The sequence below is a fragment of the Sphingobacterium sp. UME9 genome, from assembly GCF_014170215.1.
GTDB classification, from domain to species: Bacteria; Bacteroidota; Bacteroidia; order Sphingobacteriales; family Sphingobacteriaceae; genus Sphingobacterium; species Sphingobacterium paramultivorum.
In genome coordinates, this window is the sequence record NZ_LZZP01000015.1 from 16614 (window position 1) to 38371 (window position 21758).

Consider the following 21758-nt stretch of genomic DNA (forward strand, 5'->3'; position numbering starts at 1 on the left):
ACCTCTGTTGGAGTTTTTCCTGTATTTGGATGATATCGCGCGTTGCCATTCGGCTAGTACAAACTAGACGGCAGAATTTGATTGAATGCGACAATTTTAATAAATCTTGCTTTTATTGCTATCTTTAACTGATATTTAATAGCTATGTTTCCTGAACAAACACCCCATCCGTTTCAATCTTTGTTACGATTGATCTTAATGGTTATCGGTTTTACCATTCTTTCGCAGATTATTGCTTTTCTGATTATTGCAAGTTATTATACATACACTAGGCAGGTCTTCTCCTTGGAATCCTTAATGAATGGATCGGCCAATGAGATGCGATTTATGTTGTTAATGAGCAGCTTGGGATCTTTTGTTGTGCCAGCTTATCTGATGAATACACGCGAAGGATATGGCATTACTTATTTTAAACTGAAAAAATGGCCAAGTGGAATGCAATTTGGCTATATATTTTTGGCAATGCTTTCTTTTATGCCTTTGATGAGTCTGATCGGTCACTGGAATGAATCCTTACAATTGCCCGACAATATGCAATCGTTGCAGCGTTGGATGGAGCGTAGCGAAAAGGAATCTGGTGATTTAATCAAGGGCATAATTATGGAGTCGAGTATATCCGGCTTTTTGTACAATATTGTTGTAGTGGCCTTAATTCCGGCCATAGGTGAAGAATTATTGTTTCGTGGTATTTTGCAAAAAATAATAGGAAGATGGTTGAGCAACCAGCATGTGGTTATATGGCTCGTTGCTATTATCTTCAGTGCGATACACCTGCAATTTTTTGGTTTTGTTCCCCGAATGTTATTGGGCGCTTTTTTTGGCTATCTTTATGTATGGAGCAAGAACATCATATTGCCCATCTTTGGGCACTTTGTCAACAATGCCGGAGCCACAATTGGAGCATTTTATTACGTAAGACAGGGAAAGAGTTATGATGAACTCAATGCATTTGAGTTACAATCTTGGTGGATATATCTTGTAGGCTTCATTTTTACTCTTATTTTTGTATTCTTATTTTATCGATCAACGCAAAAAGAAAACAATGGAGAACGATTGGAAAAAAATTAAAACATATACAAATGCTATTCAAGCCGAGATAGTCAAACAAATGTTGGAAGAGAATGGAATTCCCGCTGTCGCGTTGAATAAACAAGATTCTTCTTATCTGTTTGGAAAAATCGAACTTTATGTCAGTGAAGGATCTATCGAAGCAGCTGAAAGGTTAATTGAGGAATCGGAAGGGGATTTTAGTTTATGAAAACAAGAGCAATAACCGGAGTAATCTTTGTGGCTGTCATGATAGCGGCCACCCTTTTGGGAGCTTATGTTTATTCCATTTTTTTTACCTTGCTAAGTACATGGTGTCTTTATGAATTCTATGGAATAGTTTCATCCGAAGAACGCGCTCCAAATAAAGTGATTGGTATCTCCCTGGCCTTGGTACTGTTTGTTTTGGGATCCTTAATTTCGATGGATCTGCTTGCGGTAAAATTTTTAGCACTGATTATTCCGTTTATAAGTGCGACTTATATTATTTCACTGTTTCAGAAGAGAACTTTTCCTTTTAATGATATTGCCTATACTTTTTTGGGAATAGCGTATGTTACATTGCCTTTTTTCCTATTTTCCAAATTAGGATTTATGCAAGGTACTTTTAACTATGTGCTGCCTTTAGGTTTTTTGATCTTATTGTGGACAAACGATACAGGGGCATATCTCGCTGGACGAAGCTTCGGAAAACGTAAACTATTCGAACGGATCTCACCAAAGAAAACATGGGAAGGTTTTTTCGGTGGATTGATTTTGGCAATTGTTGCTGCAGTGAATCTAGAGAAGTATTTTGGTTATCTACCGCTCTGGCAATGGGTAAGTATAGCGGCAATTATCAGTATTGTGGGAACATTAGGTGACTTAGTTGAGTCGATGTTAAAGCGTAGTTTGCACGTAAAGGATTCCGGAAATATATTGCCTGGACATGGTGGTTTTTTAGATAGATTTGATGGGTTGTTATTAGCGGCACCTATGGTCTATGTTTTCTTAATTTTAATCAATTGATTGTATTATGAGTCACATTCAAAAATCTACATTTGATTTTTTAACGGAATTGAAAGCCAATAATTCTCGGGAATGGTTTGCCGATAACAGAGCTAAATATGAAGCTGCATTGGCTGATGTGAGAAGTTTTTTGACAGATTTAATTGCCGCTTTGAGCGAGTTTGACCCTAAAATCAATACTTCCATACAGGCAAGTAAATGTTTGTTTCGTATTTACCGTGATACACGCTTTTCAAATGATAAGACACCTTATAAAAGTTGGTTTGGGGCAGGAATTTCAGTTGATGGAAGAAAGTTGCAGGGACCAGAGTACTATATTCATATTGGAGCAGAAAATTCATTTATTGCCTGTGGATATTGGCGTCCAGAAAAGCAACATTTAGAGGCAATAAGACAAGAAATTGATTACAGCGGTAATAAATTGGATGAAATTTTAAAAACTGTATTGACAGGCGGTAATATTGCACTTTTCAAAGAAGATTTACTGAAGCGTGCGCCTGCTGGCTATAGTGAGGATAATCCTTTTATTGACTTTATCAAATTGAAAAGTTTTGTGTTGGATAGATCTTTAACTATAAAGGAGTTATCTGAAAAAAATGCACTAGATAATATCGTGGCTTCCTATAAAAGTATGCTTCCTTTTAAAGAGTTTTTACAAGAAGCCATCGATACGGAATAATTATTCCGGTAAGCTGATTTTGCCCATGCAGACAGCGGGCGAATCTTTAATTTGCGCTACACTGGATTTGTTACCTACCAAAGTCTCATTTGCTAATAGAGCAAAGAGGACGGCCTCTTTTGCATCTGGATTGATACCTAATGTTGCGAAACTTTCAACGTTACTTGTAGGTAAGCTCCTTTTGATGTAATCAAACAGCAATGGATTGTGTAGTCCACCGCCACTTATGTATACAGCCACATCAGATAGTCCTTCTGACTGCTTCCGAATGCCGTTGACCATCGCATGAGCCGCAAAGCGATTGAGGGTTGCCATAACATTCTCATGTGGAATATGAGTTGTTTTCGAACGATCTTGTGCCCTTTCGAGATAAGCGAGATTAAATAGTTCTGGCCCGGTGGTTTTTGGAAAGGGCAGTGTTAGAAATTCTTCTGTTAATAATTGATTCAATAGCGCATCATTTACTTGTCCCTTTTTGGCCATATAGGCATCTCTATCCATCTCCTGATTAAAATTAGCCTTCATGTATTGGTTCATCATTGTATTGCCTGGACCGAGATCTGTTGCATAGGCTTTCAATTTTGTTTGATGGCTTGGGATAAATGTGAAATTAGAAATACCGCCAATATTCAGTAAGAATCGATTCTCTGTCGCATGCGAGAAAAGTAGATAGTCACCATACGCCGCCAAAGGTGCCCCTTCCCCTCCCGCAGCAACATGTTTCTGTCTAAAGTCAGACAGGGTTATGATGCCGGTATTTACGGCAATATGATCTCCATCGCCGATCTGTAAGGTACTATTGGGCCAGTTGCGGTCTTTGGTCAATGATTGGGGTGCATGGTATACGGTTTGCCCATGGCTGGCTATACAATCAATCTCGCTGCTTGCTATATTCCATTGTTGTAATGCTGTATTGATTAATTTGGCATGTGTGACTCCAATATAAGCATTGAGTCCGGAAAATAACTGTTGGTCGATATTTCGTTTTGCAAAGACTTCACGGACTCGTGCTCTGAAATCATCCTCATAATCCATTGTAGCAAAATTCTCTAGCTGTATTTTTGTTGTTTTACCTGCATTTTCTATGCGGCATACTGCAATATCAAGACCATCCAGAGAAGTTCCGGACATCAGGCCAATAATACGACGTTCTTTCTTTTGTGAAATTTGGTAAAGTCTTTCGATTTGAGGATTCATAGCTTAAAAATAAACACAAAAATGTTATGATGAATATCATTTTTGACAATTAAAGATATTTTGTAACTTCACGGCATTAAAAATCAAAAAATTAAATACAATGAATTTTCCAGCAGAATTGAAATACACCAAAGATCACGAATGGATTCGTGTTGAAGGTGATGAAGCAGTTGTAGGGATTACCGATTTCGCTCAACGTGAATTGGGTGACATCGTTTTTGTTGACATAAACACTGTAGGTGAGGAAGTTGCCGCTAATGAAGTTTTCGGTACAATTGAAGCTGTAAAAACAGTTTCTGATCTATTTTTACCTGTATCAGCTACGATTTTATCGGTTAATGAAGCTATTGATGCATCTCCTGAATTGGTCAATTCTGATCCTTATGGTGAAGGTTGGATTGTTCGTATTAAATTGAACAATGTTGCTGATGTAGATGCTTTGTTATCTGCTGATCAATACAAAGAAGAGATCAACGCATAAATTTGATATATAAGAAATAAAATAGGGGCCAAAAGGCCCCTATTTTATTTCTCGTTCCAGTCGTTTATTGACTTTTTAATGTGGTCGTTATTTTTGCTTCAGGCATATCCACGGCACTTGTCATTTCTGTTATCTTGGTAAGGCAGGTCTTTTTATCCAAGACATAAAAACCCTGTACGTTGCCTACCTGATTTGCATCCGGGCCGAACATTTTCCCTTCAACATTTACTTTGTAGCCTAACTCATTTGCTTCTATTAAAGTCATTTTGCTTTCCACCGAAATGCCGGAATCATCTGATTCAGTTTTGGATGTCCATGAATCACCTATTTTAATTGGCTGTTCAGGTAATACTGTACTTATATTTTCGAACATACTTTTATCAAACGGGATGTTAATTCCTTCGGGTAACTTGATATCAGAAGATTTGCCAAGTTGATCAACATTAAAGCTAATGCTATTTTCTAGCAATTTGCCTAAGGTAGCATGCATCTGTTTGGAAAACTCATTGGCCTCGGGGTTTTTCGAGTCGTAAGACATGTCCATTCCCGCCATATTCATTTTCATGTTTATTCCGGTATATCTAAGGTCAAACGCGAAGATATTGTCTTTTTTCGTTGTATTGGTGATATCAAAGCCCATATTAAGGTCTGTAACCATTTTTTGGCCAGCAGCGTCAATATCCATTGTCATCACAAGGTTTTGCGATATTTTTTTTCCTGAATCGGGATTTACACGTAGTGTGTATTTCTTTTGTGCGGAAGCAGATATCACTAGAAATGCAAATACGGCCATCAAAGAGGCAATTCTTAATTTTTTCATATATGGAATTTTATTTTTTTTAATAAGCAACAATCGGTCAGCTTAAATATAAAAAAAAATCCCTTTTACAACGTAAAAGGGATTTTAATTTTTTTAAGAATGTAATTGGTATTACTTCTTGATATAAGATACTTCTTTCACAGCCTTAACAACTTTCTCAACGCTAGGTAAAGCAGCTTCGATCAATGTTGGAGCATAAGGAAGAGGTACATCTGCACAATTTACGCGGATAACAGGGGCATCTAAATAATCAAATGCGTTACGTTGTACATTGAATGCTAAATCCGTAGAAATAGACGCCAATGGCCATGCTTCTTCCACGATTACCAAACGGTTTGTTTTCTTAACAGACGCGATGATTGTAGGGTAATCGATAGGACGTACCGAACGCAAGTCAATTAATTCAACGCTGATACCTTCTTTTTTCAATTCTTCAACTGCAGGAATGACAACGCGAGGAAGCATTTTACCAAAAGATACAACAGTTACATCTGTACCTTCTTGGATAATATTAGCTTTTCCGATTTCCAAGTAATATTCTTCTTCAGGAACTTGTCCTTTATCACCATACATTACCTCAGATTCCATGAAGATAACAGGATCTGGATCGATAATAGCTGATTTCAATAAACCTTTAGCTTCATATGGGTTAGAAGGAACCACAACTTTTAAACCTGGTGTATTTGCAAACCAGTTTTCGAAGTTTTGAGAGTGTTGTGCTGCAAGCTGACCAGCATTTCCAGTTGGACCACGGAAGACCATTGGAATAGAGAACTGTCCACCACTCATCGAGTGGATTTTAGCTGCCGCATTGATTACTTGATCAATAGCAACAAGTGAAAAGTTGAATGTCATGAACTCAACAATCGGTTTTAAACCATTCATTGCAGCTCCAACTGCGATACCTGCAAAACCAAGTTCAGCAATAGGTGTATCAATGATACGTTTTGCACCGAATTCATCAAGCATACCCTGACTCACTTTGTAAGCTCCGTTATACTCAGCAACTTCTTCTCCTAATAAAAATATTTTGTCGTCTTTACGCATTTCTTCGTTCATTGCTTCACGAAGTGCTTCTCTGAATTGTATTTCTCTCATCAGTTGTAAAATAGTGTCAATTTTTAGATTACAAATCTACTATTTAAAATTGATATTTTGAAGATTTGAACCCGCTAATTCTATAGTTTTATGTCATTTTTAATAAGTAAATGACTTTTGTATTAAATTTTTGAATATAAGTTGTTCAGATATTCCAATGTCTTTATAAGTGCCTTATTACTATTCATTATCGCTAACGGAATGTTCCACGTGGCACGGTTCCTTCTTTCCACGTAATTTGAAATACCACGAATCTCAATCACGGGAATTGTCATTTTATCGGCGGCATAGAAAACAGCCGCTCCTTCCATACTTTCAACAAGGCTATTAGGATGCAGTTTTTTAATTTTTTCGATACTTTCTGTTCTACCATGGACTTTGTTTACGGTAATTCCTTCCCCCTGTTTTAGAAAAGGAAGCCTAAGCTCCTTGTCATTCAGTAAACATGAGTTAAATGTAGACCTTCCATAGCCCAATTGATCTATTGGAATAAAATTATGACCGTCTTCCGCGCCTAGTTCAACAAATGATTCCGAAACGACTTGAATAACCGAACCTATTTCAATTGTACGATCCAAACATCCTCCTATCCCGACATTAATGAGGAGATCATAATTTTTTTCGTGTAGCATTCTTCCCAGCTCAAAGGCTGTAGCGACCATGCCTACACCAGTTACTAAGGTATCACATTGATCGTAATTTGATACCACTTCCAGAAAAGGCTGTAATTCAAATGAAGTAGCCGCAATAATTAATATTTGCATGACAAGCTCGTTTTTGATTGAAAATTACACATTATCTTGCAAGTAGAACTCTTTTTAGTATAAAAACATTGTTCTTGCAATGCGTCCTGCTTAGAAACGCGAGCTTGATGTTAATAAGGCCAACTGCTTTTTTGCTACGACCTTCTCTTTTATAATGCTGTACGAACTGTATAGTTTTTGTCCTGATGTTATTGGAAACAATACTAATCGATCGATATAATCGCTTGAATTAGTTTAGATTTTATATACTCTTAGTTTAGGGTTTAGTTAGGGTTACTTTAGGTAAAGGCTATATAAAACCTAAACTAACCCTAACTAAACCCTAAGTAAACCCTAACTAAAGGTAAAAGAAAATTGACCTTAAAAATCAGCATTCATTATAGTTCTTTTTAAACACGGAGTATTCACACTCCGCTATAAAATTTTATATCAAATTATTCTTGAAATCAGGTTGTAAGTAAGGATAAAGTGCTTAGATTTTTGCCTGTTTGTTCAACAAAAGAGAAAGCACTTCATTATATTACTATATTCTGACGGCATTCCTTAAATTGAGATGTTTTAATTGCACTTAAAGCCTTATCTTTGTATTATTATGGTATTTATAACTCGTCGTGAACGTTTCTGTGCTGCGCACAAGCTCTATCGTGAAGACTGGAGTAAGGAGCAGAATGAACAGGTATTTGGTCTTTGCTCCAATCCAAATTGGCATGGACATAATTATGATCTTTATGTAACAGTGAAAGGAAAAGTCAATCCGGAGACTGGTTTTTTGATAGATTTAAAGATCATGAAAGAAATAATCAATCGTAGTATCATTGACAAAGTCGATCACCGTAATTTCAATTTAGATGTTGATTTTATGAAAGGAGTCATGGCTTCTACGGAGAATATCGCAATCGAAATATTTAAGATCTTAAAACCTCTGTTTGATGAACAGGGTGTGATCTTGCATAGTGTCCGTTTGCATGAAACAGAAAATAATTACGTCGAATATTTTGGCGATTAATCTTTAATACATTTAAATAGTAGAAACTATGAGTCAACACTCATTTGACAACGAAGAGTTGGATGGATATATTAAGATCGACAAATACAATACTGAAAAGGTAGATCGCATCGCTGCTCATTATACAGATATATTAGAATGTCTGGGGGAAGATCCAAAACGCGAAGGTTTAGTGAAAACACCAGAACGTGTTGCAAAGGCATTGCAATTTTTGACACATGGCTATGATATCGATGCTGCGGAAGTATTACGTGGTGCTATGTTTGAGGAAGACTACAGTCAAATGGTCGTCGTTAAGGATATTGAAGTATATTCTCTTTGTGAGCACCATATGTTACCTTTCTTTGGCAAAGCCCATATCGCGTATATTCCAAATGGCCATATTGTAGGTTTAAGCAAGATACCACGTGTCGTTGATATTTTTGCGCGTCGTCTGCAGGTTCAGGAACGGCTCACCAATGAGATCAGAGATTGTATTCAAGAAACTTTGGGCGCTCGTGGAGTAGCTGTGGTTATGGAATGCAAACACATGTGTATGGCGATGCGTGGTGTTCAGAAACAGAATTCTGTAACGACTACCTCTGCATTTACGGGAGCATTCCAAAATGATGTCACAAGATCCGAATTTCTACGCTTGATCACTGCTGATCTTGCTTAGTATATTTGTTGTTTAATAATAAAAAATGCCCCTCTAAAAGATCGTCTTTTAGGGGGGCATTTTTTTGATGAAATTTGGAAACAAAATAGAAAATCAAAAAATGGCAATATGGCTTTTTTATGCATCTGACGCGATTCCCGAAAAAAGCTCTTTACAAAAGGATAATTGTATTTTACTGATATTCAGGTTTTTGTAAAAAAAAGTTTTTATCATAAAAATGTTTTTTGGTACCTTTGTGGTTATGGAAATTGTTGCCGACGATTTAGAGTCCTATTTGGAACATACTACAGACGAAGAAAATTCGTTACTGAAAAGGGTAAATCGGGAGACATATTTGAAGGAAACAATGCCCCATATGTTATCTGGACACTACCAGGGAAGAGTTCTTTCTTTATTGAGTAAATTGGTTGCTCCGAAACGTATCTTGGAGATAGGAACGTTTACGGGATATGCAACATTATGTCTCGCAGAGGGGCTGCAGGAAGATGGGATATTACATACTATCGATATCAATGCAGAGCAACAAGAACGCGTCCAGAGGTATTTTGATGAATCGGCATTTGCTGATAAAATCAGCTATCATATTGGAGATGCAGCGGTAATACTACCTACATTAGATGAAACATTTGATTTAGTATTTATCGACGCGGACAAAAAGAGAAATTTATATTATTTCGAAACGATAATAAATCAAGTTCCGTCTGGGGGACTTATTTTGATTGACAATGTCTTATGGAAAGGTAAGGTGTTAGATTCAAAACCAGACAACCAAACAAAGCAGATCATTGATTTGAATGCACGTTTAGCTCAGGACAAGCGCGTAGAAAAGGTAATATTACCGATTCGAGACGGACTTTTTGCCTTACGCAAGAAGTAATTTGTGAACTAAAACATTCTTCATGAATTTAAAACAATTAAAAAGCTTTGTACTGTTACTAGCTTTGGGAACTTTTGGATTAACAAAAGTTTCGGCTCAAAGTAATGCGGCATATGTCGATAAGTACAGTCCAATAGCAAAAGAAATGATGGAGGAACACGGTGTTCCAGCATCGGTTATCTTAGCCATCGCTATGCATGAAAGCGGAAATGGTGGTAGCAGGGTAGCAAAAAATTTGAATAACCATTTTGGTGTCAAAGGAAAAAACAACAGTACCGTTATTCGGTCAGCTTACAAAGGTTATCGGTCTGTAATGGACTCGTATGATGATTTTGTAGGAATAGTAAAAAGAAAAAAGACTACTCAGAGTCTTTTTGAAAAACATCCTGGTGAAAAATACGAAGCTTGGGTAAAAGCGATTGCTCGTTCGGGTTACTCCACGAGTAAAGGTTGGACAGCAAAAGTACTCGCTACTATTAAACAATATCACTTAGATATGTTTGATAATGATGCTAAGCAAAATAGATTCTCGTCAACAAAAAAATAAGCGCGACATTATTGCATGAAGAAGTTTTTTTATGGCATGTTTGTATTCATGATGTTGATTACATCATGTTCAAGCCGGAGAGGCACAATATCCTCTTCTAAATCTGGCTCCAATTCAAAAACTTCTTCATCCTCTTCTGTGGGGCGACCGGCCATGGCTGGCAACGACTATATTGCTCATTACAAAGATGTGGCCGTTGCAGAAATGAATAAATATGGTATCCCTGCGAGCATTAAACTTGCTCAGGCTTTACTGGAATCCGGTAATGGTAATAGCTATTTAGCACGTGAGGCTAATAATCATTTCGGTATTAAATGCGGTGGAGTTTGGAAAGGAAAATCCGTGACTCGTCCTGATGATAATATTAATGATTGCTTTCGTGTTTATGAAAATCCCGAACAATCTTTTCGGGATCACTCAGAGTTTCTGTTACGACCGCGATATGCGGCACTCTTTAAGTTGGATAAGAATGACTATAAAGGTTGGGCTAAAGGCTTGAAAGCAGCGGGGTACGCCACAAATCCACGTTATCCTGAATTGTTGATCGAAATGATCGAAAGATACCATCTTGATCAATATGATCGCGTTGAATCACGGCGTGAAAAGGTTGTACGAGAAGAGACCGTACAGGTTGAGATCGTACAAAATGTACAAGAAACACCTCCTACCGTAGTAAAAACAGAAGAAATCAAGAGCCCTGTCGCTATGCGTATTCATGAAGTTAAAGCTCAGGATACGTTATATTCGCTCAGTAAGCTGTACAATGTATCCGTTGATCAGATCAAATCCCTAAACGGTCTTACCGATGATGCGTTATCTTTAGGCCAACTATTGGTTATATCTAAATAGTTACGCTTTAAAAGATGTTAAATATTTCGCTTTTGTACAGCGATATAGTAGTTTTACGAAAGTGATACTATTGCGATATATTTTTCTACTTATTGCCCTTGTGGGCTTTACTTCTCCACTTTTTTGCCAAGATAAAAAAGTAGAGGGTATCGTTTTTGATAAAAATACCAAACAACGTATTGGAAATGTAAAGCTGGCCAACTTACGTACTGGGGAGGTCAATTATAATACTATCAAAGGAGAATTTGTCTTTAATGCACAGCTAGGAGATCATATTGTTGCGATATGTAAAGGCTATTTTTCGGATACTCTTCAGGTGGATAACCGTGGATTGTTGCTGTTTCATTTGGTACGGGAATCGTTTTATATTGATGAGGTTCAGGTTTTTGCACGCAAGACCCCAGAAGAAATTCTGAAAAAAGCAAAAGAGGATTATGAGAAGGCATATCGTCTTGCGGGTTATGGTGACGTATTTTCTGTTGGCCCAAATGGTGCTGGATTAAGCATTAATTCAATCTATAGTTTATTTAGCAAGGAGGCTAAAAGAGCACGTCGACTAACTAAAACCATTGAAAACGATTATAAGGAAAATGTGATCGATTACAAATTTACGAAAGAGCTTATCAGTAAGATTACAGGATTAAATAGCGAAGAAGCTGAACGATTTAGAAGGATATTTAGACCCTCCTATTTCTTTATTCTCTCAGCGAGTGATTATGAGCTGGTGAATTATATCAAAGATTGTTATTCACGGTATCAATTGAACCCTTCGCAATATTTTATTGAGCCTTTTCCAACAATTAATTATAAATTAGTACCGTAAACAAAAAATAGACGTTTTCAGAATGAAGTTATTCAATTTTGTCGGCATGGCTCTGCTTTGCCTTTCTATTACCAGCTTAAAAGCACAGGATCTGAAAGATCTTCGAGCAAAACCAGATACCGTAATTTCTGTACAGAAAGAGCAACCATTAAATATTAAAACGATTCGTCCTATAGTTCCAAAACTAAACTTAGAGGTAGACTATTGGAAACATTGGACAAAATTCGGGATCAATTTAAACCAGGCGTCATTTAATGATAATTGGAAAGGTGGTGGTGTTGGTTCTATTGCTGTAGGATTGAATGCGAATCATAAATCGGATTATACGAAGGACAATTTCAATTTTGTGACCGAAGTTGATTTACGTTATGGAAAGATAAAGAATACGAATAATATTGCGAAGAAGAATAATGACCGTATATTTTGGGATAATAAGCTTTCTTATAAATTGTCTGCCAATTGGGCATTGTTTACGTCGGTGACATTTGAGTCGCAATTTGATGCGGGTTATAAGTATAAAACGGTTAACGGCAGAGATACAATAGACTATATTGAGAATGCTTTTATGGCACCAGCTTATCTGACAGAATCTTTCGGTCTTGAGTATAAGCCTAGTAACGAATTTTCCTTGCGTTTTGGTACGGGTACTGCACGTCAAACTTTTATCTTGGATGAGCGTGTTAAGCCTCGTTCTGGAGAAGGTTTCTTTGAGAAATATGGATATTATAGAGATCCTAACAATCCAAGTGCGGGTACTGGTGAACGATTTGGTGTAAAGGAAGACCGCTCTTTTGCCAATGCACTGGCTTTTCAGCTAACGGGTAACCTAGACAAAAACTTCACAGATAAACTGAATGTAAAGGCTCGTTATAACCTTTTTGCTGACTACGAGAAACTTTCCAACCCTACGCACCGTTTGGATGTAACTGTAACGGCAAAGGTCACGAGAGTCATCAATGTGAACTTAAATGGTATTATGATCTATGATCCAGATGTCATTTCAAGAGTACAATTAAGCCAGTCGTTGGCGATGGGTATAGTCTATAGTTTACCAAAATAATGTTTAGGCCTGTGTCAATAGGGATATTGCTTTGTTCATTGCTGTCTTTGGCAAGCTGCAAGTCGAAGATACAGCCGGTGGTTGCAAAACCGCTAGTTGCGTCATTTGCTTCTGCATTGGTTGTGGAAGAAAAGGTCGAAGCTAAGCCAGATACCAATTTATTGACACCGGAGGAAAGAAAGGTTGTTTTTTTACAGAAGTCTGGAAACCATCCTTATTGGCGCCAAGAGGAAGCCATACATTATGATGTTCGTAAACCTAACTATGTCATTATTCATCATACAGCACAAGATAGTATTGGGCAGACAATCAAAACCTTTCAGATTCCAAGAACTAAAGTGAGTTCACATTATGTCATTGGCCGGAATGGCGAGATTATACAAATGTTGAACGATTATGTTCGGTCTTGGCATGCGGGGGTGGCAAAATGGGGTTCTATTGTCGACATGAACTCCTGTTCTATTGGTATAGAATTGGATAATAATGGTAGGGAGCCTTTTCCTGAGGCACAAATTAATTCATTGATGACTGTGCTTGATACCTTGAAATCGCGTTATTTAATCCCAACAAATAATTTTATTGGCCATGCCGATATAGCACCATCACGCAAGAATGATCCAAGCGTTTTTTTCCCGTGGAGAAAGCTTGCAGAACGAGGTTTTGGAATATGGTATGATGAAGGTCAGCTTGTGGCCCCTCCTGACAGCTTTAATGCAATAGATGCGCTTAAAATTATTGGTTATGACACCTCCAATCTAAAAGCCGCTATCGTTGCCTTTAAACGAAAGTTTGTCGTTCGGGATACAACCCCCGAATTGACCATATATGATAAGAGTGTATTGTACAATATCTATAAAAAATACTGAGCCTGATCAATCAGGCTTTTTTATTTTATTCAAGATCCCTTTTGTCCTTTATAGGACGAGGCACTTTCATCCCCAGTTGTAGGATATAGGCGATTAGCATGACAGCTAGGCAGCCAATAAGATTTAGCCAGAGAAAAGGAATCTTATTCATCGACCATACTGCTATTACTATAATTTCGGAAAGAATGGCTGCAAAAAAAACAGCTTTGCCTTGGATTTTCTTCATGTAGAAGGCGACGATAAAAATCCCCAGGATAGTACCATAGAATAGTGAGCCCAAGATATTGACCGCTTCGAGGAGATTACCCAATCTGTTCGCATACAAAGCAACAATAACAGTAAATGTACCCCAGATCAACGTAAATAAACGCGACCACAAAAGGTCTTGTTTTTCAGATGAGTTAGGATTAATAAATCTTTTGTAGATATCAATGGTCGTTGTTGAGGCCAATGAGTTAATAGCACTTGCCGTAGATCCCATGGATGCGAGAAAAATGACCGCTATGAGTAGCCCAATTAGGCCCTTTGGAAAGACGCTTGTCACAAAAGAAAGAAAGACATAATTATTGTCATTCGTTTCCGCTATTGGGTTGTTTTTTTTGATTAAGTCCAAAGTCCCTTCTTTTACCGCTTGCATTTTTGCATTAAGTTGACCGAGTGAGGATCGATAATCAGCAATTCTTTTTTCATCGTCGTGATCCAATGCTGTATTAAGCTGCTGAACAACAGATTCACGTGTTTTAAATAGCTCGCTATGCTTTTGCTCGAGAATCTGGTAGTCAGGAGCATATTTGCTTTCTTTGAGCTTCTTGATCTCGACTTGATTGAAAAAAATGGGCGGCTGATGGAATTGATAATAGGCAAATACCAGAACTCCAATCAACAGGATAGCAAATTGCATAGGGATTTTCAATAGACCATTCATAATTAATCCCATGCGACTTTCTTTGATCGAAGCCCCCGTCAAATAACGACCTACTTGACTTTGGTCGGTCCCGAAGTAGGAAAGCTGTAGGAAAAAACCACCGATTAGTCCTGTCCAAAGTGTATAGTTATTATTGAGATCAAAAGTGAAATCCAATGCATTGGTTTTTCCTGATTTTCCTGCAATATGAAGTGCTTTTGATAATCCAATAGACTCTGGCAACAGATGGATAACTAATATACCTGCTACGAGTAATGATCCAAAGATAATGCTCATTTGAAGCAACTGTGTATGAGACACGGCTTTGGTTCCTCCATAGGTCGTATAGATAACAACAAAACTTCCTATGGCCAATGTGGTCCATGTTAGATCAATATGAAGGATGGTCGATATAATTAAAGCCGGTGCAAAGATGGTAATACCGGTTGATATTCCCCGCTGTATCAAAAAAAGAATGGCGGTGAGCCCTCTGGTTTTGACATCAAACCGTTTTTCTAGAAATTCGTAGGCTGTAAATACTTTTAGCTTATGAAAAATAGGGACAAATGTAATGCAGAGCACAATCATGGCCAACGGAAGACCAAAGTAGAATTGGACAAAACTCATTCCTGAGGAATAAGCTAAGCCGGGGGCAGATAAGAAAGTAATGGCGCTCGCTTGCGTCGCCATTACCGATAATCCGACATGATACCAGGGTAAAGAACGATTACCTAGAAGATATCCATCAATATTTTTTATACCTCTACTCTTATAAACGCCATAAATGACAATAACTAAGAGTGTCAGAAATAACACGATCCAATCTGCTGTACTCATGAATAGTGGTTCGTGAAAATGTACAGAAAAAGGATAAATACGAATAGCCAGATAACGACCAACCAGTAGAAACGCTTCCAGCTATTCATCTTTCTTATCTATCTGAAGGCTTTTGAGGATAGATAACGCTATTAAAAATAGCAGCGATAATCAATCCGACAGCGGCACCTCCAAAGATGCTTAAAAATGTCTCGTTTGCAGTGAATCCAATTAATGCACCAAATACTACAGCAACTAAAAGAATGATTCCTTTTGCTTTGCCAGCATCAATTGTCGTGCAGCTGTTGTCAATCTGATTTTCCATTATTATATTATTTTGATTTTGATAGCAAATTTACGAATAATCTGTAAGCTCCGGGAATTCCGGCAGGCAATTGTCTGAAAAAAGACAAAGATGTATAAACAAATTTACCTTTTCCATATTGAGCAATGAGTAATGAGCCATTATGTAACGGTTCGCCGGGATCTTGCATGGTGATCGGGGTGCGATATTTTTTATCAATATCTTCCGCAAAATATAGCCCCCGCTCCTGTACCCAGTATTCGAAGTCAGCGTCGCTGATTTTGTTCGGGTAATTAAAAATCGGGTCATTTTTATCGAAATGTACCGTTGCAAGTTCGTCTGTTACACGGCTTCTTCCGATGCTAAAAGGAAAAGGACCAAAGTTTTTTGAGATCAGTCCATTGTTTACATTGTATTGTTCTAGGACTGTTCCGCCCATGTTGACATACGCAAATAGTCTGTTTTGGAGCTGCGCAATTTGCTTGTTGACGTTGAATATTCGTACACCCAAGATTACAGCATCGTAGCTAGAGAGATCTGCTTTTAATGCCTGTTCGTTACTTAATACATCAACTTTAATACCAATGGCCGCCAGCGACTCCGGAATTAGATCCCCTGCCCCATGGATGTATGCCACTTTCTTTACGTCGTTGATCAGGTTGACATTGCTCATTTTTATAGCAACATCTGGGAAATAAACAATATTAGGTATATGATTGTAATCGATGGATTTTATCTCTTTTAAGTGCTCTTTGTTTGCCAAGAGGAACCCCAGGGTATCAATGGAAGATTTTGAAGCATCTGATGGTTTTATGCTGATCTCTTTGGAAATTGTACGTTCGCCTTTGTCAAAAGATAGGTCAAAAGATGCCGGTGAAACTTCCCAGCCTTTAGGTACATTCGGTCTGACGTTAAACGTGGTTGTGTTTGCTTGTCCGTTTTTCTGAAAAGTCAGATTCACTTTGACCGTGTGGGCATTTTGTGTAAGTGCCAAAGGGCTGGAACTTTTTGTCGTCAACTGTGGGACGATCACAATGGGGTCGTAGATTTCGCCACGAACAGGATCGGTATATTTATATTTTATGGGTTGACTGAGTGTGATATTTTCACCATTGATCCGGAGTTGAAATGATACCTCTGGAGCGTAGGGATTTTCTGGATAGCCGGTCAGGTTAAAATCACTGACATTAAATTTACCTTTTCCATGTGGTTCAATCAACCAGTAGGGTTGTGTCGTCCTGTCGGCATGTATAAGAACAGAGTCTCTTTGTAACTTGTTTATTTTTAGTGTTTCATGAATGCTGTTTCCATTTATTTGGGTCAGATCAACAGTTACATTTGGACGCCGAACAATAATGGAATGTTCCACTTTGATCTGATCATTCAAGGCATAAGATGGATTTTTAGCGATACTTTCGAACCAAATTCCACCACAGGCAAGAATTAGTTTTTCAACCTCTTTTTTCTTTTCAGTTTTCCAGTATTCATCATCAATTTGATCCAGTGCTTTGTACAGTTGGATCAATTCAGCAATGATCAATTCAGGCTTATCAATTTGATATGTTTGATTGATGTGATCAATCAAGGACTGAACTTTACTGCCGTTTTGAATTCTTTTCCATGAGGTGTCAACACCATCCAAGAGTGTGTTTTTTGCAGGGACACCGTCTACATATTCAAAGTATTCGATTGATGAGCCGCGTTGGCTTGCCGAACCAAAGCCTTGGCTTTTGTGTGATGAACGGCTGTGTGCGGCAATTTCCCCATAAGAGGCTCCTAGAAGAGAATTGTAATCCCCGATATCTATTTTTAACTGATCTTCACGTGTATTGTTTTGACCTCCGAAATTAGCTGTATTCCAAAGCAAGCGTTTAGCTTTCCAGGGGCGTACAAATTGAAGTTGCTCTGGAAATTGATTCGGATCAGCAGCAGCTTTAAAGGCTTCATGTGCTAGAATGGCGGAAGCTTGGTGATGACCATGTCCACCCCTTGGATCGGGAGGAAAACGTGTGATGATGACATCGGGCCTAAATTTGCGGATAATCCATACGGCTTCGCTAAGAACACGCTGTTTATCCCAGAATTCGAAAGTTTCTTCTGGAGTCTTTGAGAATCCAAAATCATATGCTGAGGAAAAAAATTGTTCGCCCTTATCGATTTTTCGAGCAGCCAGTAATTCCTGCGTTCGGATCAATCCAAGTTCAATCCCTTGTTCTGTTCCGATGAGGTTTTGTCCGCCGTCACCTCGAGTTAGGGATAAATAACCTGTTTTATATTTTTTTTCCTGAGCTAGCCAAGCGATTAGCCGGGTATTTTCATCATCGGGGTGTGCTGCAAAATAGAGTACCGACCCCAGTACGTTCAGTTTTTCTAGATTAAGTTTAATTTCAGCAGCGTTCCACTGTGGATTCTGTGCTTTAACGATTGAAGTTGACAAGATACCAGCCAAAATAATGATAACAGAGAGAAAAGGTCTTCGCATGTTTAAAGATAAAGATTTTGGTGAACAACGGATTGTTGGAGATTGTAATTTTATTGAAAGTCTTTAAGTAGTCCGTTTGTGACGTTGGTTTATTGCTTTGACTTATGGATATCATGCTGAATAAACTTAGGTCAATAAGAAAAATTTAGTTTTAGCGACGAAGTAAGGGGATCGATCGCTGAAAGGTAAAATATAGGCATAAATAAAAAACGGAAATCCCAATCAAGTTGGAATTTCCGTTTAACAATTAAAATATTTTTTCCTGAAACGAATTTTTAGAGAATAGTTATTTTGTCGCTTCGCTCCAAGTGGCAACCTTTAACATAGTAAATATATGTAGAAAATATTTAGTTCTGTCAGATTACTTTAATTAGTTTTCCACATTGCTAAATTTTGTCAACATTTTAGCTTTTGGAAAACTTATAATATATAGGCGTCATACATTTAAGATGCTGCAATACAACGATATTTAGGATAAGATAGATTCTCTGCTACCTTCAAAAAAATCTGGATTGGTCTAAATCAAATTGCATATTTGTTTGACAAATTTCAATTGATGTTAGTTTCTGTGCTTCAAATGCTCAAAAATGACAGGAACAACCTTTAAAGAAAGTTTCACAAGAATGCTTTTTTGGGGCAAAGACTATTTATCAATCGCACCTAGAACACGCTTCATAAACATATTTAACGCGTCTTTTTTTGAGTTGCCTTCTTTAATCAATTTATCAACCTCTACAGCTCCGTATAGGTTTGAAATCAATTCACCAAGAACGTCAAGTTCTTCATCTTTCAAAGGAGCCTCGGTTAATGCTTCCAGTGTCTCGATTGTTTCCAAGACATAATCTACATCATTCTGCTCGATGAACTCTGTCAAATGCTTAATTACTGGTAGTTTCATTGAATAATTCTACTAATGCGTCTAACTTATTTGTTTGTACCTGATTGACTAATTTACCATTTTTAAAAGCGGCAAAAGTGGGTAGGTTATTGACATTTGCTAGTTTACGGGATTCAGGGAACTTTTCTGCATCAGCAATAACAAAAGGTACACTATCATTTTCGCCAGCCAATTTTTTGAATTTTGGTTTCATGATTTTGCAGTTACCACACCAGGTGGCGGAGTACTGAACCATAACAATATCGTTATTGTTTACAATTTCTTGTAAATTATCGTTTTCTAATTCTTGTAACATGATTTTATTATTAAGGTGATTGTTGGAGAAATCAACAGGAGCTGGGAAAAGCTCCTGCTGATAAGACGCTGTGGTCTTGTATTGTTAGTGTTTAGCTAAATAATCAGCTACACCTTTTCTATCTGCGTTCATTGCATCTTTACCTTCTTCCCAGTTTGCAGGACACACTTCGCCAAATTTCTGTACGTGAGCGTAAGCGTCGATCAAGCGTAAGTATTCTTTAACGTTACGGCCCAAAGGCATGTCGTTTACTGATTCATGGAATACACGGCCAGTTTCATCGATCAAGTAAGTTGCTCTATAAGTAACCGCAGAACCTTGTGCCAATGTTCCGTATTCAGGGTGTTCAACTTCTTGAACATCTAAGATTCCCAATATACTTGATAAGTTGCGGTTAGTGTCTGCCAAAAGAGGATATTCAACACCTTCAATTCCACCGTTATCTTTTGCTGTGTTTAACCAGGCAAAGTGTACTTCATTTGTATCGCAAGAAGCGCCGATTAAGACTGTATTGCGTTTTTCAAACTCAGCAGCTGCTTCTTGGAAAGCGTGTAATTCAGTAGGACATACGAAAGTGAAATCTTTTGGATACCAAAACAAAAGCACTTTTTTACCTTCTTTAACTGCTTTTTCAAAAATGTTGATTTGTAAATTATCGCCTAAATAATCAATTGCATCTACTGTAATGCTTGGAAAACTTTTACCTGTGAAACTCATAATATATCTTTCTTTTTTTTGTTGATACAAAGATACAGCAACTCGATGCAAAAAGCGAATTGATTTTACCAATACACTATCGTCAAAATCTATTATGACTAGATTATAACAATAAGTTTTTATTATAATAATGATAACTTGATCTGGCGAAGAACAGACCATTTGAATGTTTCTTGAAAATAAATGAATTAATACTGGGGTAGTTACAAATTTATGCCCTAAAATAATTGCAGTTTTGCAAATCAAAAGCTACTTTTGCGACGTTCAATTCTAGAACAACACAATGCTGGAGGGGTTCCAGAGCGGTCAAATGGGACGGACTGTAAATCCGTTGCTTCGGCTTCGAAGGTTCGAATCCTTCTCCCTCCACCATTTTTCATTTTCTAAATCCAGTTTATCTTACAGGTTCTAAATTTGCGTTTGATCTAGACTATTTCATAGTAGATGAAACCGATTTAATATTGATTTTGGCTATTGTGGATGTTAATCGCTTAGTAAAACTAGTCTATATAGGGGCTACCTCTCTTTTTTAAAAAAAATATAACAGGATTTTAGACTAGCTATTGACTTATATATAAAATAAACCTAAGTTTGGCTTCTGAAAAGGCCCCGTAGTTCAACGGATAGAATAGATGTTTCCTAAACATTTGATAGCAGTTCGATTCTGCTCGGGGCTACTGAGAAAAGCGATGGATTTCCATCGCTTTTTTTGTTTAGCGCCTAATAGTTTTTCTTTTCTTATCAAAATAAATACGTAATAGAATTGTAAATTTTTAATAGAATGTTTATTTTCGGATCATTATTTACACATACAGCAATTTTACTTTTGGCCTGTAGTTCTGTAACATAGATTGAATGGGAAAATTTTTATTATACCAATTTAGAAAGGTATATGCAGCTAATCCTGCTTTTTTTGTTTGCTTTGCCATTTGGATGGCCTTAATGACAGCTATAGTTGTATTTATTTCGAAGGGAGATTCATTCCATTTTGTGAATACACGTCATGCATTTTGGGCCGATATTCTTTTTACAATACAGACCTATTTTGGAGATGGTCTTTTTGTTATAGGTGTTTTTATTGCTTACTGCTGTACACAGCAGTGGAATTTTGCTCGAGCTATCCTCGGGACCTATATCTTTTCAGGGCTGATCTGTTGTGTACTGAAAAACCTTTTCGATGCTGATAGACCGGCAACGGTATTTCATGGGGATCCGACATTCCATGTTGTTTCTTGGTTGCGTGTAGCGCACTTTAACTCCTTTCCTTCTGGACATACAACGTCGGCGTTTGCGATGGCGGCTACGTTAGCCATTATCTCAAAAAATAGAGCTTTTGGTGTAATTTTATTTGTTCTCGCTGTATTAACGGGTTACTCTCGGGTGTATTTGGGCCAGCATTTTGTGGAAGATGTATGGTTTGGCTCCATCTTAGGGACAGGTACGGCTTGTTTTTATCTATTGGCAATGCCTTATGTTTTAAGAAGTAAACGTATGTCATTTAGCCTGAGATTTCTTCAGGTCAAAATCTAAAGTGCAAATTCGGTAAACATGTGCTTTGATAG

The 21758-nt window shown here is 37.6% G+C and carries 24 protein-coding genes and 2 tRNA genes; 16 read left to right on the forward strand and 10 right to left on the reverse strand.

Annotated features, from left to right (window positions below; translation table 11 throughout):
* The first annotated feature begins 144 nt into the window (after positions 1-144).
* From A9970_RS28240 to A9970_RS28255, 4 genes are read left to right on the forward strand one after another with little or no spacing between them, the layout of a single operon-like run.
* Positions 145-1068 (forward strand): CPBP family intramembrane glutamic endopeptidase, encoded by a 924-nt coding sequence (locus A9970_RS28240; RefSeq protein WP_182984488.1) that lies wholly within the window; start codon positions 145-147, stop codon positions 1066-1068.
* Positions 1043-1258 carry a DUF2007 domain-containing protein gene (locus A9970_RS28245; RefSeq protein WP_083663420.1) on the forward strand — a complete coding sequence of 72 codons (216 nt, stop codon included), beginning with the start codon at positions 1043-1045 and terminating at the stop codon, positions 1256-1258. The genes A9970_RS28240 and A9970_RS28245 overlap by 26 nt, the downstream gene beginning before the upstream one ends.
* Positions 1255-2055 (forward strand): phosphatidate cytidylyltransferase, encoded by an 801-nt coding sequence (locus A9970_RS28250; protein WP_182984489.1) that lies wholly within the window; start codon positions 1255-1257, stop codon positions 2053-2055. The genes A9970_RS28245 and A9970_RS28250 overlap by 4 nt, the downstream gene beginning before the upstream one ends.
* A gap of 7 nt (positions 2056-2062) precedes the next feature.
* Positions 2063-2734, forward strand: a complete 672-nt coding sequence (locus A9970_RS28255) for a DUF2461 domain-containing protein (RefSeq protein ID WP_182984490.1) — start codon at positions 2063-2065, stop codon at positions 2732-2734.
* Here A9970_RS28255 and A9970_RS28260 read toward each other — a convergent pair whose 3' ends face one another.
* On the reverse strand, positions 2735-3931 hold the full coding sequence (locus A9970_RS28260; RefSeq protein WP_182984491.1) for an anhydro-N-acetylmuramic acid kinase: 1197 nt from the start codon (positions 3929-3931) through the stop codon (positions 2735-2737). It lies immediately after the preceding gene.
* 100 nt (positions 3932-4031) lie between these two features.
* Between A9970_RS28260 and gcvH the strand changes: the two genes are divergently transcribed.
* The gene (gene gcvH, locus A9970_RS28265) at positions 4032-4412 is read left to right on the forward strand and encodes a glycine cleavage system protein GcvH (protein ID WP_075990412.1); all 381 of its coding nucleotides are present in this window, start codon (positions 4032-4034) and stop codon (positions 4410-4412) included.
* Positions 4413-4476: 64 nt separating this feature from the next.
* On the opposite strand, the gene A9970_RS28270 is transcribed toward gcvH, so the two are convergent.
* From A9970_RS28270 to mqnB, 3 genes are all read right to left on the reverse strand, one after another.
* On the reverse strand, positions 4477-5232 hold the full coding sequence (locus A9970_RS28270) for a DUF6263 family protein (protein WP_153847944.1): 756 nt from the start codon (positions 5230-5232) through the stop codon (positions 4477-4479).
* Between the two features lie 111 nt (positions 5233-5343).
* Complete coding sequence (locus A9970_RS28275) at positions 5344-6330, reverse strand: pyruvate dehydrogenase complex E1 component subunit beta (RefSeq protein WP_046673190.1); 987 nt, start codon at positions 6328-6330, stop codon at positions 5344-5346.
* Positions 6331-6452: 122 nt separating this feature from the next.
* Entirely contained in the window at positions 6453-7094 is a 642-nt protein-coding gene (gene mqnB / locus A9970_RS28280) for a futalosine hydrolase (protein ID WP_159729971.1), read from the reverse strand.
* A 592-nt stretch (positions 7095-7686) separates the two neighbouring features.
* On the opposite strand from mqnB, the gene A9970_RS28285 reads away from it, so the two are divergent.
* The 8 genes from A9970_RS28285 (at position 7687) to A9970_RS28320 (ending at position 13780) form a co-directional block, all read left to right on the forward strand.
* On the forward strand, positions 7687-8100 hold the full coding sequence (locus A9970_RS28285) for a 6-carboxytetrahydropterin synthase (RefSeq protein ID WP_070562714.1): 414 nt from the start codon (positions 7687-7689) through the stop codon (positions 8098-8100).
* A 28-nt stretch (positions 8101-8128) separates the two neighbouring features.
* Positions 8129-8758: a GTP cyclohydrolase I FolE gene (gene folE, locus A9970_RS28290; RefSeq protein ID WP_046673193.1), complete on the forward strand. Its 630-nt coding sequence runs from the start codon at positions 8129-8131 to the stop codon at positions 8756-8758.
* Positions 8759-8999: 241 nt separating this feature from the next.
* Positions 9000-9635, forward strand: a complete 636-nt coding sequence (locus tag A9970_RS28295; RefSeq protein ID WP_153847979.1) for an O-methyltransferase — start codon at positions 9000-9002, stop codon at positions 9633-9635.
* Positions 9636-9657: 22 nt separating this feature from the next.
* Positions 9658-10182, forward strand: a complete 525-nt coding sequence (locus tag A9970_RS28300; protein WP_159729967.1) for a glucosaminidase domain-containing protein — start codon at positions 9658-9660, stop codon at positions 10180-10182.
* Positions 10183-10197: 15 nt separating this feature from the next.
* Positions 10198-11031: a glucosaminidase domain-containing protein gene (locus A9970_RS28305; RefSeq protein WP_182984492.1), complete on the forward strand. Its 834-nt coding sequence runs from the start codon at positions 10198-10200 to the stop codon at positions 11029-11031.
* 70 nt (positions 11032-11101) lie between these two features.
* Positions 11102-11854: a hypothetical protein gene (locus A9970_RS28310; protein ID WP_220801722.1), complete on the forward strand. Its 753-nt coding sequence runs from the start codon at positions 11102-11104 to the stop codon at positions 11852-11854.
* A 22-nt stretch (positions 11855-11876) separates the two neighbouring features.
* Positions 11877-12914, forward strand: a complete 1038-nt coding sequence (locus tag A9970_RS28315; RefSeq protein ID WP_088163381.1) for a DUF3078 domain-containing protein — start codon at positions 11877-11879, stop codon at positions 12912-12914.
* An 11-nt stretch (positions 12915-12925) separates the two neighbouring features.
* Positions 12926-13780 (forward strand): N-acetylmuramoyl-L-alanine amidase, encoded by an 855-nt coding sequence (locus A9970_RS28320; protein WP_310889305.1) that lies wholly within the window; start codon positions 12926-12928, stop codon positions 13778-13780.
* Between the two features lie 25 nt (positions 13781-13805).
* Here the strand turns inward: A9970_RS28320 and A9970_RS28325 are convergent, their stop codons facing one another.
* The 6 genes from A9970_RS28325 to A9970_RS28350 all read right to left on the reverse strand — a co-directional run bounded on the left by A9970_RS28325 (position 13806) and on the right by A9970_RS28350 (position 20442).
* On the reverse strand, positions 13806-15521 hold the full coding sequence (locus A9970_RS28325; protein WP_182984494.1) for a sodium:solute symporter: 1716 nt from the start codon (positions 15519-15521) through the stop codon (positions 13806-13808).
* A 94-nt stretch (positions 15522-15615) separates the two neighbouring features.
* Entirely contained in the window at positions 15616-15825 is a 210-nt protein-coding gene (locus A9970_RS28330) for a hypothetical protein (protein WP_075990403.1), read from the reverse strand.
* 7 nt (positions 15826-15832) lie between these two features.
* Positions 15833-18286, reverse strand: coding sequence for a PIG-L family deacetylase (locus A9970_RS28335; RefSeq protein WP_182984495.1), 2454 nt, complete (start codon positions 18284-18286; stop codon positions 15833-15835).
* Positions 18287-18929: 643 nt separating this feature from the next.
* Positions 18930-19184 carry a DUF6952 family protein gene (locus A9970_RS28340; protein WP_046673203.1) on the reverse strand — a complete coding sequence of 85 codons (255 nt, stop codon included), beginning with the start codon at positions 19182-19184 and terminating at the stop codon, positions 18930-18932.
* Positions 19165-19479 carry a co-chaperone YbbN gene (locus tag A9970_RS28345; protein ID WP_046673204.1) on the reverse strand — a complete coding sequence of 105 codons (315 nt, stop codon included), beginning with the start codon at positions 19477-19479 and terminating at the stop codon, positions 19165-19167. Before A9970_RS28345 ends, A9970_RS28340 begins: the two co-directional genes overlap by 20 nt.
* A gap of 84 nt (positions 19480-19563) precedes the next feature.
* Positions 19564-20442 carry a peroxiredoxin gene (locus A9970_RS28350; RefSeq protein ID WP_228280103.1) on the reverse strand — a complete coding sequence of 293 codons (879 nt, stop codon included), beginning with the start codon at positions 20440-20442 and terminating at the stop codon, positions 19564-19566.
* A 42-nt stretch (positions 20443-20484) separates the two neighbouring features.
* On the opposite strand from A9970_RS28350, the gene A9970_RS28355 reads away from it, so the two are divergent.
* From A9970_RS28355 to A9970_RS28365, 3 genes are all read left to right on the forward strand, one after another.
* Positions 20485-20568, forward strand: a tRNA-Tyr gene (locus A9970_RS28355).
* A 233-nt stretch (positions 20569-20801) separates the two neighbouring features.
* A tRNA-Arg gene (locus tag A9970_RS28360) sits at positions 20802-20873 on the forward strand.
* Positions 20874-21051: 178 nt separating this feature from the next.
* Positions 21052-21726 (forward strand): phosphatase PAP2 family protein, encoded by a 675-nt coding sequence (locus tag A9970_RS28365; RefSeq protein ID WP_182984496.1) that lies wholly within the window; start codon positions 21052-21054, stop codon positions 21724-21726.
* Positions 21727-21758 lie beyond the last annotated feature (32 nt).